Source organism: Paenibacillus agricola (genome assembly GCF_011440305.1).
GTDB lineage: Bacteria > Bacillota > Bacilli > Paenibacillales > NBRC-103111 > Paenibacillus_S > Paenibacillus_S agricola.
In genome coordinates this window covers 93,305-107,123 of the sequence record NZ_JAAOIW010000018.1, presented here as the reverse complement: position 1 = coordinate 107,123, position 13,819 = coordinate 93,305, and the positions used below count along the sequence as shown (strand labels likewise).

The 13,819-nt window shown below is 42.5% G+C and carries 12 protein-coding genes; all 12 read right to left on the bottom strand.

Features of this window, described 5'->3' with window-relative positions:
- Nucleotides 1–4: 4 nt before the first annotated feature.
- The gene (locus G9U52_RS31895; protein ID WP_166155296.1) at nt 5–1,132 is read right to left on the bottom strand and encodes a hypothetical protein; all 1,128 of its coding nucleotides are present in this window, start codon (nt 1,130–1,132) and stop codon (nt 5–7) included.
- A complete protein-coding gene (locus G9U52_RS31890) occupies nt 1,065–2,627 on the bottom strand; it encodes a dynamin family protein (protein WP_166155294.1) in 1,563 nt (520 codons plus the stop codon). The genes G9U52_RS31895 and G9U52_RS31890 overlap by 68 nt, the downstream gene beginning before the upstream one ends.
- Nucleotides 2,599–3,249, bottom strand: a complete 651-nt coding sequence (locus G9U52_RS31885; protein WP_166155292.1) for a hypothetical protein — start codon at nt 3,247–3,249, stop codon at nt 2,599–2,601. Before G9U52_RS31885 ends, G9U52_RS31890 begins: the two co-directional genes overlap by 29 nt.
- A 715-nt stretch (nt 3,250–3,964) precedes the next feature.
- The gene (locus G9U52_RS31880; protein ID WP_166155290.1) at nt 3,965–4,591 is read right to left on the bottom strand and encodes a hypothetical protein; all 627 of its coding nucleotides are present in this window, start codon (nt 4,589–4,591) and stop codon (nt 3,965–3,967) included.
- A gap of 12 nt (nt 4,592–4,603) precedes the next feature.
- The gene (locus G9U52_RS31875) at nt 4,604–6,280 is read right to left on the bottom strand and encodes a hypothetical protein (RefSeq protein WP_166155288.1); all 1,677 of its coding nucleotides are present in this window, start codon (nt 6,278–6,280) and stop codon (nt 4,604–4,606) included.
- Nucleotides 6,270–6,464: a hypothetical protein gene (locus tag G9U52_RS31870; protein ID WP_166155286.1), complete on the bottom strand. Its 195-nt coding sequence runs from the start codon at nt 6,462–6,464 to the stop codon at nt 6,270–6,272. Before G9U52_RS31870 ends, G9U52_RS31875 begins: the two co-directional genes overlap by 11 nt.
- Nucleotides 6,465–6,648: 184 nt before the next feature.
- On the bottom strand, nt 6,649–7,140 hold the full coding sequence (locus G9U52_RS31865) for a hypothetical protein (RefSeq protein WP_166155284.1): 492 nt from the start codon (nt 7,138–7,140) through the stop codon (nt 6,649–6,651).
- Nucleotides 7,141–7,341: 201 nt separating this feature from the next.
- A complete protein-coding gene (locus tag G9U52_RS31860; RefSeq protein ID WP_166155282.1) occupies nt 7,342–7,797 on the bottom strand; it encodes a hypothetical protein in 456 nt (151 codons plus the stop codon).
- Nucleotides 7,798–7,885: 88 nt separating this feature from the next.
- Nucleotides 7,886–9,706, bottom strand: coding sequence for a tetratricopeptide repeat protein (locus G9U52_RS31855; protein WP_166155280.1), 1,821 nt, complete (start codon nt 9,704–9,706; stop codon nt 7,886–7,888).
- A 120-nt stretch (nt 9,707–9,826) separates the two neighbouring features.
- Nucleotides 9,827–11,335: a Sir2 family NAD-dependent protein deacetylase gene (locus G9U52_RS31850; RefSeq protein WP_166155278.1), complete on the bottom strand. Its 1,509-nt coding sequence runs from the start codon at nt 11,333–11,335 to the stop codon at nt 9,827–9,829.
- Nucleotides 11,328–12,518: a hypothetical protein gene (locus G9U52_RS31845; RefSeq protein ID WP_166155276.1), complete on the bottom strand. Its 1,191-nt coding sequence runs from the start codon at nt 12,516–12,518 to the stop codon at nt 11,328–11,330. The genes G9U52_RS31850 and G9U52_RS31845 overlap by 8 nt, the downstream gene beginning before the upstream one ends.
- Nucleotides 12,519–12,528: 10 nt before the next feature.
- Nucleotides 12,529–13,794 carry a PD-(D/E)XK nuclease family protein gene (locus G9U52_RS31840; RefSeq protein WP_166155274.1) on the bottom strand — a complete coding sequence of 422 codons (1,266 nt, stop codon included), beginning with the start codon at nt 13,792–13,794 and terminating at the stop codon, nt 12,529–12,531.
- Between the last annotated feature and the right edge of the window lie 25 nt (nt 13,795–13,819).

Below are 13,819 nucleotides of genomic sequence, written 5' to 3'. Positions count from 1 at the left end.
CTCGTCACTCCCAATTTTGTAGTAGGTTATTAAATCCTGAATGCACTAGCAGCAATTCTGGCATAATGGCTCTATGCGTTTCCTTAGCGATTGGAAAATTTAGCGGATCCGCGAATACGACTTTTGAATCCTGTATGATATCCTCCATGGTTACTTCTTGCGCACTCAATCTAATGTATTGCTCATAGTAATAAGCGGATACGAAGAAGACGGGATCACTTGTTATAAATCGAAGCTTGGTCATCATATCTGTTTGAAGCTTCGATTGGCTCAACCTATAGAACATAAAATCATCACTTTTATTGACGACAATAATTTTGTTTAATCCTACATAGGTGGAGCATATTCGTTCCAAATAAGCCAAACTTCGATTTATATCCAGATCAAGTACGATCACGATTCCGTCATAGTACCTGCCTATATCGTCTGGAATCGGGCTTTTATCTGCGAAATGAAAAGAACCCGATGCTTTTATACTCGCTTGAAGTTGCTTGGTAAGTAAGCTTTTTCCAGTTTTATCTGGACCTAAAATTAACCAATTTTGTTTGGTCGTATCGATCCCAGTGTTCCGTACCCCTTTGGAAAACTCTTCTATAAGCAGATAAATTTTATCCATTCTGCTGAGTTGCAACAGCTGTGACATATGTTCTACCTTAAGTCGCAGTCCTGTAATCATCCCATCAGCTTGGTTTGGAATCATAACCTCTCGATTGTGTTGAATATCCTCTAGGGTAACTTGTTTAAGCTCATACTGAAGATGCAGTAGCGCAAAATAAGACGAAACCATGAATACTGCCGGATTGGAGATCAGGTATTTAATAGATGACTTTAGCTCCAGCGTTACTTTCATAAGTTCTTGTTCGTCCAGTCGGTAGCAATCATCTATAGCCATAAAAATCGTTTTACTATTTTGACGTATGCTCAGCACTTCTTTTATGGCTTCGATAAAAAATTTATTTCCAATCTTTGTAGGTGTAAGTAGAAAAAAAACCATATCATAACTAGGTAGAGTCGTAATGTCACACTCAGACTCCAATACCACTGCCTTATACCGCAGCTTAGATTTAAGAGCGTGTAGTGTGTCCAATTGCTTCTTGCTCTCTACGACCCAGATCGAATTGGTTTGAATCATACCGGCCAACACCTCTTTCCTTAATAAATTGCTCCAGCCGCTCAATCTGACTGAATTGGAGCAAAGCACGGGCATGATGCTTTTCAATGGAACGTCCTGAAATAATCTCATCATTCTCCAAAACAAAAACACCTTGTGATTTACGAACATCGGTCAATTGTATTTTATCATCTCGTAATTGCTTACCTATAAGAGCAAAGTAGCCTGAAACGAAAAACACATGATTTGTGTTATAAGAAGGATCCAAATCCTTCAATACAATTTCCAATTCCTTAATGACCAATTCGTAATCATCACTATATAAATCCAGCTTAGAGAGAACGAATCCATATACTTTGCTTTCGTCTTCATTCATCGAATCGATGAACTCCTTTATTTGCCTCGAAAAATTCGCCTCTCCAATATGAGCCGGATTGATCAGAAAGAGGACAAGATCACTCATCTGAAAAGCATCCAATGCTTTGTTGTTATGATCGGCGTGCCTTGAGTTTAGTCCAGGCGCATCGATAATCGTCACACACGGGAGATGCTCTAACGTATGATAAATCTGTACCTCAAGCGGTACCTCATCGCTGCGTACCCCATTAAGTCCTGCTAGTTTTTCTCTTAGCTCGTTATAGCTATCGAAAGTATACCTATCAATGCGATTATCTTTATATTTGGCATAAAGCCTGTTGGCGTCTGCGCTTATAACTTTCGTTACGATTGCTGTCTCCGCCCTAATGTCCATCTTCAGCAGATTCTCACCCAGTATTCCATTAATGAGAGTTGATTTTCCGAAAGAGAAAGGGCTGATGAAAGTCACCTTGAAATTATCGTCATACATCTCGTAGAGCGCCTTTAGGATCTTTTCTTCTTTAATCTGCGGATGTTTATACAAATTGATTAAACGTAGAAGAGCTGGTATGTCAAGGCCTACTTCTTTGCGAATCACTTGAACTGTAGCTCTCTCATCCACTACCTTCAAATCAACTCGGGTAGTGCCGTGCTCCAATAGCTCATGGAGATGATTAGCAATTCGTAGGTGAATGATCCGCTTGACCACTGGATACAAATAGCTCGAAACCTCTTCCGTATACATGAGGTGAGTTGCGATGACGCTTGATAGTGCTTCCTGCACTTCGTTGTCCCATTCCATTGATAATTTTCCGATATGTCTGTTGTTGATTGTTTCGACTATCTGATTCGGAAGGCTACGCTTTATAAGTAGATGCAGTACCTTCAATCGTGACTCAACTTGAATATTATAATTACTTATGTTGAAGCGTTGAATGGTATATAAATGAAGTGTTTTAAGGAAAGATTCCATCTTGGTTTCATCTTTTTCCATGTAAATGTTAGAGATGGACATTGGATACAAGTCGATCGCTCTATTCACCTGATTCCCGACGATCATATGATCATGCTCATAATAATAATAGGGAGAGAGTGTGTGCTTGCCATCCAAATTCGTAAAGAAGATGTCCTTACCGGAAAATGTAATTGTAGGCTTCATACAACATACTCTCCTCGTAAAAATATCCAATGATAATTAACACGATAAGCCAAATGAACCATTTCCTTTGACTTTTTCTCATCATCTTGGTTTGATCTTCGAATTTGTTAAGCATCGTTTCGTTGTGTAACCTTAACTGCCCACTGGTATCGTTTAAGGCCTTGTTCAGCATAGAAAGCTTCTCCGTCATTTTATTCTGAGTACTAAGAATAGCATTCGAATGTTTATCCATGCTAACGCCGAGTACCTTGATAGCCGCCTGATTCTGCTCAAATTGTTCATTAAGCTTATGTATAATAAACTGGTGCTCCTTCTGAAGAAGATTGTTGGCTTCTTTAAGGGCGTCATAGTTACTTTTTGCATTCTGTAATGTTATATCTGCAGTTCTCATCATCTCTGACTTCACATTACTCTCTAATTGGAGCAATTGTTTAGCTAACTCTTTACCAGCAGCCTCAATCTTTTGCTTAGTTTCTTTGTGAAATAAATCTAGTTCTTTCACGAATTGGTCTGATGCTGCTTTTGATTCATTAGCAGACTGCACAGCATCTTGGACATTTGAATTAAGTAATATATTGACTTCGTGAATACGACCTAATGTCTTTTCCACATCTATTGCCATCCTTAAACCTCCATTAATTTATCCGATTCGGCAAGTATCTAACAATTTACGTAAGAATAGTATAACACTCAGGTTTACTTTATTATTTTACTGACAGTCCAAACAATAAACTTTTATAATCACTAGTTCAAAGGAACTATTATCTGTAGGCCTTATATTATAATTCAACATATACTGACAATTCCCTTCTTTAAATTAGGAACAATTAACCACATTTTATTAATTTCCTCCAGTATTTCCACAATCAAAGCAATCCCCTGTTCAAGTTGTGATAGAAATGATAGTACGCCTCATGAGGAAGATGATGAAGCTGTTCTTTTAACACTTCACAAGCGGAAATTATGATGTCTGTTCCTTCGGAATTAATTTCAAACTCTATTCCTCGTGATGTTAAATAGGCATTCAATTCTTGTTTCCTTTCAGACTGTTGGTGGCCACCTAGCCTGTATGCTTCCGTTTGTTCGGAGATCATTCCCGCCATAGTCTCCGCATTCTTCTCAGATAATTGCTCTATTAATTACAGTGCTCGATCTGGTGAACAAAATAACAGCCCAAAAACAACATCAAAGAAATTCTTGTTCCCGAGGCACTTCATTATCACCACATGTATAATCAATATTTGTTCCTACAATAAAACTTTTGCGTTACTGATCATCGTTTGAAGCGAAGCCATACGCATAACCCTCTTATTCACTTTGACCATACGTAACAAATATCACTTCATCATATGACTCATGTCCACAATTTCCGCATTTTCAGCAAAGTGGATAATGATAAGATCTCCATTCGGCAAGGTCACAGTTTCCGTATGTTTTTGGATATCCTCCGAACCTGAGCTATGTTGAGCAGAAAATGAATTCATTTCGTAAGCCATCTGGTAATACATCTTCTTTAACGACTTCAGCAGCTTTTGCCCCTCATGTGGCCCTTTCACAACCTTTCCCTTCTCCTGATAAATGATCACTTCTTCGTTAAGGTGATAGGGCACTCGTCGATCCCATAATCGGGTAAGTGTAGGATGGGGCATTATTAAAGATTCGACACGATTGATCAGAATATGATTCAAGCTTTTGGGGATTTGTATGAGAAAAGGCTTTGAATAAATCAATTCGTAAAGGTCATCTTCTTTCCTCATCCCTTCGCATAACCGGAGTAGTTCGGCAAGTCGCTCGATATCAAGTTTAGTGGTCTCTCCAATCTGAATTTGTTTGAAAGTACAGTCCTCAAAATAAGTAGCCTTAATGTTATCATTGACGAATCGAAAAGAAATTAAGTTCTCGTTAAAAAGATCTTGATCAAGCCCAAGAAAACGAAATACTTCCAATAATTTAATGTCTATCATCCACTAACCTCCTCAATATTGTGGCCATGTAAAATTCGAGCTGTAATATTCTTGCTTGAGACGTTTCAGGTCATGCTCCCACTCTGCAATAGCGTAGGCAAATTTGGTATGACCGCCTTCCTGAGACTTGCGTAGACGAACATTATTTGCAATCGTATTTACGATTTCTTTAAGAGCCATCTTGGGAATCACTTTGCGAACCAATATGTCCCACCGTTTCATTCGATTGAGGCCAGTAATTTTGTAACCCATTCGATGCAGACGCGTTTCATCTTTAAAGGTGCTTTCTTTATTAGATTTCCCTTGAGATTCCCTCGCGTCCGTACTTGGCCATGCAAAGTGCTCATTCATTATAGCTGTTTTGGTTGCTTTGGTTACTTTCGGTGTTGACGATATTTTCGTTGCTGTTGGCGCTATTACCACTTTTTTTGGTGGAACCGCTGGTTTAGCTGCTGCCTGCTTGGGCGGATAATCAACTGGATCCAATTGAATTGCGCACTTATAAGGTTCAAGGGCATTGTTCATTTCTCTTTTGGTGCTGTCATAGGCATATATTCTGGTGCAAGTGGTGCAGGTTAGCAATTCAAATTCTATTTGTTTCTGTGCCGGTGCGGAATGTTTCTTGAATCCGTCAACTAGGAAAAGCTCTTTTACCAATTTAATTGGGCGACAATGTGGACAATGGTCCGTTTTATTCTTAATTTGCCAGATACTGCTGGCTTTCTTCATATTGGTAGGTATTTTGGTCGGTAACTCAATGGTAACCGAAGATTCAGCTAGTGGTTTGAGAAATATTGAAAGCTCTTCCCATAGCTTCATCTTTTGGTAATCGTCATACATTCGGCTTTGATTCATCAGAGCTAGGGTATCTGCGATTGTCTGACGGCTACACTCCCCACCTTTCTTCATGGCGCTATACTTTTTATATAGGAGCATTTCCGGGGTATGTGCTTGGTCAATAAACCGGCGGCTTTCCACGGAAGCTTCCAGTAAAACATCATCCATAGAAACATATAAGGCTATCCATAAAAAGTGAATGTACTGCTCCTCCTGAATTTTCGCATCCAGAAACGGCCACTCTTTGTCCAAAATATAGGCCACCATGTCTCTAAGGGGATAATAAAAATCAAATGCCAATAAAGCATGCAAATACAACATGATGAGCTCTGGCGTATTCGTATCCGCTATCAATTGATTCAATCTAGCGTGGTTCTCATGTAAATAGGAATGAACACTATCCCCTAATGGGGACTGGGCTGTTCGTTTCATCCAGCTCATGGTTTCCATTAATAGCCTATCCATTTCATTTAGGTCAGGTATGTTCATTGCAAACATTAAATCAAGAATAGATGAGATCGAAATCTGAATCAATCCCGATGGTTCTTCACCTTCTTTATATGTAATCGCTTCAAGGTGATTAAGACCTATTAAGGCCAATGAATATTGGTTGTGTTCGAGCAATTCACGAATTTTCTTAACAATAAGAGCGGCACCATCTTCTCTATTGTAATCAGCTAACGCGATAAAAAGCTTCTGCCATAGAGCTTCATTGCCGCATGCAAGAATAACGTCCCACAAAAAATCATTTTCCGACTTTACTTCCCTGCACCATACTTCCAACTGGTCAAAGCTGCCTCGGACAATATGAAGTCCATGATCGAATTCTTCCCTATTCTCACTAATATCCATAAGCGTCTCCATAGTTTAGGACATACCGACCTCTATCGATAAAATAAAGCCCTGCTTCCTTCACGTTACCACCTTTCGTCCGCTCCCACTCCTCCACATAAGCAAGCACCTGGGGCTTATAGAAGTCCACAAGCTGCTGCTCATTCTGAAGCTCATAACGATCCGTCTTGAAATCGACGATCACCCCGTCGTCCTCCTCTTCGAACTTTTAATCCTAATATACCTATTGATAATGACAACTAGATGTCAGAGAATATATGTTCGTTGAAGAAAGGATTATTCGATCCTTTAGCTAGTGCGAAATGGAGCAGCCAACGATGGCCTGCCCCCGTTCGAGAGTCATTGAAATTCGCAGAAACTACCCTTCTTCACAAGCGTTGTTTCAAAGTTTCCTTGTTAGCATCCAGAATGTGATAGGCGATAACTGCCTTCCTAAAGGAACCCCACTTTGCTACTTCGTCGAGCAGATTTAATCTCTCTAAGGAGCCTTCTACTTTACCCGTAACCCTTACCTGAAGGTGTACGAAGGAAATAGAAGTATCATAGATCTCTAATATTCTCCCAATCTCCTTTAAATCATTTTTCTTAGCTATTGGGGTCATAATTTCCATAAAAACACAACACAAAAAACGATGAACATATTGGTCTGGAGCCGAACCCTTCCGACTCGGATGATTCTTAACCGTTTGTTCAAATTCCACATTTTTAATTCGATTTGTCATGTTCTCATCCAGCGTTCCATTTTTACGAATTTGAAATAATTGTGCTATCTTTTCTTTGATCGTCTGTTCTTGTGTCATTAGGTATACGAAATCTTCTTGCTTGGCTGGAGCCATCCCTCTAGCAGTGATTTTATTCATTTGCGGTCCTATAAGGTAGTTTTCTATAAATGATAGTCTTTCAATAGTTCCGTCCCAAGCATTGATCTTCGCATGAAAATCAATCGTTAACCGGGTCCCGCTGCTTCGTTTTCATATAGGCAAGCTCGACAATCGGATCATATGGTTCTTGACTCATATTCTGTAACCTCCGTTATAAATGTAGTAAGCGGGATGCTTTCCTTACTTGAACCGATAGCCTAATAGATGCTCATTCATAATGTAAACACGCTCTCTTATCGGCAATTTGCTCATGACAACCTCGATTTCGTTAAGCTCAATGAACTCCTGCCTCTCCGAATAATCCAGTTTAGGCCTCACTCCGTTCAAAACGAGTCGCAACTCCCCGATCTGCCTCTTTATGCAGCATATTTCGCTCTCGATTATGATCGTCGGGGATCCTAAGTCTAGCAATCTAGCCGTACGGTTCAACCGAACTCTCAATCTGTCGAAAGCCCGTAGTTTGCTTTCCCGTTTTTCCGCCTTTTTGATTGTGGTCTTTAAGTAAGCAAGCCGTTTCCGCATCGTGCTTACGGGTGCAGCGTGAGGATTGATTTTTTTCCCTTTTACAAGCGACAGCAGCTCCTCAGCGGCTTTTTCAAAATAAAACAAGTGCACCTTTTGTGTGTTCGTTAGCATCCGGTACGATTCCTCCCATGTATCTTACGATTACTTTCATATGTTGATTGTACAGCAAGGAGGTATCATACGTTGATACCCGCAGGTGTTATTCTTGTTGATATTCAAAATTCGTGACAACATAACTTTTCCCATGAAATCTCCACGAATATCCTCCGTCGCCTTTCACTATCTCTTTCATATCTTCCTGTCCGCTAAAGCAACTTTTTAAATTATCGTTTCGCAAATGAGAAATCTGATTCTTTATGGCTGAATTAGTCTTAGGCTTCGAATAAAAGCATTCCACATTGATTTGCTCGTAGGTTCGAGACCTGTTGGACCGCATAATCGCATACAGAATATGAGCCCGCTCCGCACTGTCCATGAAGTGAAACGTATCGAAAGGCCCATAAAATTTAGCACTGTAAGGATCTCTGTAATCAAATAGCACCCTATTGCTAGCTTCATCAATCGAAGAAATCAAATCCTCTAATTCCTTGGCCGTGACTAACCTGTTATCTCCATCTGTTTCCTTGATCGAGTAAAGGGTAACGCTCTGAATGATGTCCAAGTACAGCTCCACAAAAGTAAATTCCTTGATGTGTTCCCGTTCCGTATCCAGTCGCACCCCTTCGTTAAGTGCCTCCACTGCTTTGGTTATCAATCCCAGGTGCGCACAGCATATCGCGTAGGTGTAGCTTAACTCGATGACTGTCTTTGGATTGGTTATGCCTCTACGGCGTTTATATACTCGATCCAGAATTTCAAAAGCCTTTGGCCATTCCTTATTACGCATATGGATAAGACCCATTTGATAAATGGCAGCAGCATCCTCCGGGGAAATCGTCAGGATATGCTCAAAGATCTCATATGCCTTCTTCAAATCCCCGCCTCTTTTAATATTGTCCCCAAGTTTGTTTAAGACTCCGATGAGTCCGAAGGCAAAGCGCGTATCCTCCGGGGCTAATTGAAGCAGCTCCTCATAGATGCTTTTCAATTCCCGGTAAATCGGATCCCTTTGCATCTTGCTAGTTCCGTTTACTCTGTCGGTAAGTTGTCCTTCTCTATCGACCAAAAGCTGAATCAGGGGTCGTTTCCATACTGGGTCTTTCGTCATGGTCAACAATTCCCTGTAGAATGCAGTTCTTTCAACCTTGTTCTCGGCCGTATCCGGCACCGTCGTCACTTTGTTTTGGAGCAACTCGACCAAGGCATTGATATATAGAGTCTCTTCAGGCGCATGCTGTACCGCTTCCCGGTAATAGGAAATTTGATGATCAATATCCGAATCAAGCTGTGACTGCATATAAAACACTTGTGCTAAGCTTTGCCGGTAGAGAGGATCGAATGCGCTCCTGAATTCCAAGAGTCTTCGAAACAAAGCCTCCAAATGTTCCAATAGGTCCTCATCCGAGACCGGTTGAAGAAAGGTCGCTCCCTTTTGCATAGCCTCTATCAGCTGCTGGCGATAGACGGTGTCCGTCAGCAGACAGTCCACCATCTTCCCACTAAAGCCGGCTCTTTGTTCGCTGTATTCTGTATTAGATAATTCAGTACGGCGTTCTTCCAGCAAATACAGCTGCTCAAATAAAATCTCTATCAGCAAATCCTTAGATTTTCTCCCCGAGGAGATGGCGGTTAGCTGCTCATACACCAATTGTTGTTGATCCAGTAATTCTTTATTGGATGAACAGGGTTGTGAGAGCAGGTTTTTATACCTGACCTTTATCATATTAGTGTAATATTGCTTACATTCCGGATCAGCGGCGAGCAACAGAAGCTCCCGGCACAATGATTCCTTCTCCAGCCATACCTCATCTTCATTTCGGATGCCTTGGGCAACCTCGTTGTCAAACAGAGTAAATAATTTATATTTGAAGACCCACTCCTGTGGGAAACGGCTGATAAATGTCCGTAGTTCCGTCTCCATGTCATCACCCCAGGTCCTATTTTCATCCATCATTGTACCTACTAATAATACCTGCAAACCTAAAATATGTCATTATAAACAAATGGAATTAGTACCCTTTAGATAAAAATGCTTCGTTTATCACTGCTTCCTTTTGAGTGCAACATCATATATTAAATTTTCATTCGTTTTCCCGGCAATCTCCAGTGTGGACTCAATGATGGCCTGAAGTCTTGGACTCCTCTCATTACCGTTCTTGTTCATCCGCGATAGCTTGGTAACGATAAGGTCATACGGTTCTGCGCCACGAATCATACACGGTTGACAGTAAGCGCCAGAGACCGGCGCAATCTTCGATGCGTAGACTCCTTCTGCTGTATTCGTCTTACAAACTCCGCATATGAGTTGTGTCGTTTTTCTGCCTGACCCCTGAAATATCGAGGCTTCCATTTCCCTCAATATGCTTCCTATCGGACCGTGTAAAACAAGATCAAACTCATCGTCATAAGGTGTCTGTTCGTGATTAATCAATATTTTCTTTGCGCCCAATGCATAACCGGGCAGCTGATTCATCGGTGCAACCTGAAGCGAGGTTCCCACAACTATAAGCAGGTCCGCGTTCCCCACGATCGCATAAATTTCGTCCGAGTCCTTTATCGGATCCCCGAATAAGACAAGATCAGGAACAAGCAGCCCTTCGCACAGTTTGCCCCCACTATAATGAACACCCAGAGGGTTCGGTTGGTTTAATATAGCCCATGTAGCTGAACTTTCGCCGCATACGGGGCAGCGGGATTGTAAGATTTCTCCATGGGGATGGAGCACCCTGGCACTGCCTGCCTTCTCATGTAAATCGTCAACATTTTGCGTAACGACAGTTACTTGCTTACCCATCTGCTCCAGATGCGAAAAAAATAAATGGCCTGAATTGGGCTGAATCAATTCCATGGCCCGCACCAACGCTCCTGTTGTTTGAACCGGAAGCACCTCGCTCAATGACCCCAATAACAAAGCTCTAATAGTCGCCCAATATTGCTGGGGATTCGCATCGCGATAAAGCGCACTCATTTTCATGAGCTGCAACGGGTTCTCCCAAATTGCGCCTTCTCCAGAGCGAAAATCCGGTACACCGGATTCCGTGCTTATGCCCGCCCCGCTTAATACAACAATATTAGCCGCTTTCCCGATCCACTTTTCTGCGGTTTTCCGCTTCTCCTTCTCCGCTGCTGTATAGATGTGATCGTACAGATGCTGCGCTTTTTGTTTCCACTTTCGTTTCTGAACCTCCAGGTTCCAACGTATATCCGCATCCACCGCTCGATCAGCGGCTTGCTTTAGCTTATCTGAATAGCTCTGCGGATAAGGCTGGTCGTCTGTACTGACAGAAAGATGCCACACCGGGTCAGTGAATGGCGGTAGCTGCAGCTCTGTGCGCGGCTCTAACCGTCTGCTGCTGCCATCAGCGGATTGCTCAGCAGAAGCATTGGTACCTCCATAGGAATGAATAAGCTTGAAAGCCTCATCAAAGGTATAGCCTGCTTTTTCACCGGTTTGAAGGTCCAACAAGGTGAATCCAAGGTATTCGTGCCGGTGCAATGTCTTTTTCCAAAATACTAGGGTATGAAGCACTTCATAACGATTATTATTCATAGTTGGCCACCTCTTCTGCTGTAATGGTAAGCTCTTGCCATTCATTTGTAGGGTAGGTCACGCACTGATTTTGGGTTATCGTTCTATACTGCAATGGAAATATGTCCTGTACGTCTTTGTGTAAAAACCGCACCATCGACTTCCATTCAACCGATTGACCGGGCATTGAATGAAAATACAGTTCCACATTCTTCGGAAGCCCGGGAGGACTATCCGTCGTGAACGTCAACCAAGCGGGATAGTACGTGCCGTCCCTCAGCTTTAATAATCCGTACTGCTCATGCTCGGTGATCTGACCGTTTCGGGTCGTTGTCGATGACCCGCATTCGATATACTTATCAATCATCTCGATTGCTTCCTGTTCATCCGCCAAATTGCCTGCAACAGCATCCCCCGACAGCTCGTACGACTTGAACGATCGATACAGTACCCCGCTAGTGTTCATAAGAACAGAATGCAGTTGAACAGGATTCCCCAGCAAAGCCTCGATACATTCCGCCACAGTAAGCTTTTGCATGAGGCTGATTGTCTCCTTGGGGCTGCATGGTTCATACATCTGGTTGTGATATAGCAGCTTTCGCTCCAGATGGGAACGGAAATAGGCGAGCTGATTGTCACCGTGCTTGAGCTTCAGCATTTTTTGGGCCACCGCATACTGCCGTGTACCAGAGAAAAAAGGCTCATCAAACGCCTCAATCCATATCTGGTCGGCCAGAGTGGACAGGTCACCGGCATGGGTAAAAAAGGACATGCTCTCGCATATCTCCTTACAATACCCGTTAATAAAAGCGACGACCGTTTCCTTTCCTGCGTGCCGCATCCATTTGTGAAGCAGCAGATCGATGAATTCGTGTAATTGTTTTTTACCGCACCGGGAACAGCAGAAATCAGGCTGATCTAACTCCGGTACATAAATAGTTGGACCGTGACAAGCTGGACAACTGTAGGCGCAGCTTAATAAATGATTCGCCCATGGAAGCAAGGTATCACTAAACCTTGGGTAAGCTGCGGCAAAGGATTGAAAAAAAGGATGTTGGGTGGAAATGCGAATCAGCGTCCATCCATTTTCCAACAGCTCGATGAAGCCTTCTCCTTCAAAGTATAGGGAGTACACCTGCCCATTCCTTGTAACCCGGTTCATGCTATCACCTTTAACTAACCATACAAAATGCTCAAGCTCCATATCGGTACCCTCAGTTCGTGTCGAGGCAAAGAAGCTCTACGATACGCTGCTTATTATCGTGTAATTTTGCTATACAATTTACCGATATTCGGATAAGCTCCTGAATGGAGCATTCTTTAAGTTTGACATATTGGTATTGGAACGTGGTCGTAAATGAATTGAACGTCTGTCCACGGCGAATCGGATACACCTGTCCTTCGAACAAATCGATTTGATCAAAGCGGAACCATTCCTTTTCCTGCAAAAGCATCTCGGCCATTTCCTTAGCTTTGATTCTGCTTTCCACAAACAATCTGAACTGCTCCCCTTGGATTTGCACGCCCAACACAACGGGTTTTCCACTCAATGTGCCGACTACATACTTAATTTCGCTTAAACCTGTACCTTTGGTCATCCCCGAATTGGTGAAAGCATGGCCGACCGGTGCATTTTCCCAAGCAGTTTCCAAGGTTAAAGGCAAGGACGGAATCTCTGATTCCATTCGTTTATGAAATTCCCAAGCCAGCTGGGCATGGACATGCTTTACATACAAATCGTACAAGCGTAGCGTTCTTAATCGCGATAACCACCGGTTAGAAGGAGCGTACCAATCATAATTGTCCACAGCGGGATTAAGTTCGGCCGATTGACCAACCCGATGAAGCTTCTTAATAAACGATACGTAATCTCTTAAAAGAAAAGCATGGTAGGGGCTAGACTGCCGGATCGGCTCGCAAAGAGGTTCAAGCAGCTCCCCTAATCGCTTATAGTTGAGAAACGCCCACACTTTGCCGTTCTGCAGTTGGATGGAATCCCCCATCATAAAGGACGGTCGAGTTAAACTTAGCAACAGAAAATAATCCTGATCACCGCTTCCGTTGGCATATTTCTCAAGCTGGGCCAAGTCGGGGGTACTTTTCACTTTATTCTCTATCGTTAATACCTTACTCTGACCTGCTGCAGCAGTAAAGTAGACGACTAAATCCCGGTTTTTCTGTTCCCTCTCTACTCTGTTGATGCTGCAGCTACTCCCCTCTTCACCTATCCAACGTGCTAACACTTCAGCACCCAGTGCGGGGTATTGCAAAAGAAGCCAAGATAAAAAGTTGCTGTGGAACAGCTCTTTGGAAGCGAGAGACAATTGAAAAAGCGGCGATTGCTCCAGCCCGCTGAGCTCATCTTGAGTGCTCTCCTCACTTGACTCTGGAAGCAGCGTATCTCTATGGATGTTATCTACCTCCCATTGCTCCTCTGCTTCATTTATAGCGTTATCCTTGTTAGTACGGATTGTATCCATTGTATAAGCACTCTCCATTCATTAG

Bases quoted from the DNA above. Each gene is read 5' to 3' on its own strand.
- G9U52_RS31895 (WP_166155296.1), bottom strand. From the start codon at position 1,132: ATGATTCAAACCAATTCGATCTGGGTCGTAGAGAGCAAGAAGCAATTG.
- G9U52_RS31890 (WP_166155294.1), bottom strand. From the start codon at position 2,627: ATGAAGCCTACAATTACATTTTCCGGTAAGGACATCTTCTTTACGAAT.
- G9U52_RS31885 (WP_166155292.1), bottom strand. From the start codon at position 3,249: ATGGCAATAGATGTGGAAAAGACATTAGGTCGTATTCACGAAGTCAAT.
- G9U52_RS31880 (WP_166155290.1), bottom strand. From the start codon at position 4,591: ATGATAGACATTAAATTATTGGAAGTATTTCGTTTTCTTGGGCTTGAT.
- G9U52_RS31875 (WP_166155288.1), bottom strand. From the start codon at position 6,280: ATGGATATTAGTGAGAATAGGGAAGAATTCGATCATGGACTTCATATT.
- G9U52_RS31865 (WP_166155284.1), bottom strand. From the start codon at position 7,140: ATGAATAAAATCACTGCTAGAGGGATGGCTCCAGCCAAGCAAGAAGAT.
- G9U52_RS31860 (WP_166155282.1), bottom strand. From the start codon at position 7,797: ATGCTAACGAACACACAAAAGGTGCACTTGTTTTATTTTGAAAAAGCC.
- G9U52_RS31855 (WP_166155280.1), bottom strand. From the start codon at position 9,706: ATGGAGACGGAACTACGGACATTTATCAGCCGTTTCCCACAGGAGTGG.
- G9U52_RS31850 (WP_166155278.1), bottom strand. From the start codon at position 11,335: ATGAATAATAATCGTTATGAAGTGCTTCATACCCTAGTATTTTGGAAA.
- G9U52_RS31845 (WP_166155276.1), bottom strand. From the start codon at position 12,518: ATGGAGCTTGAGCATTTTGTATGGTTAGTTAAAGGTGATAGCATGAAC.
- G9U52_RS31840 (WP_166155274.1), bottom strand. From the start codon at position 13,794: ATGGATACAATCCGTACTAACAAGGATAACGCTATAAATGAAGCAGAG.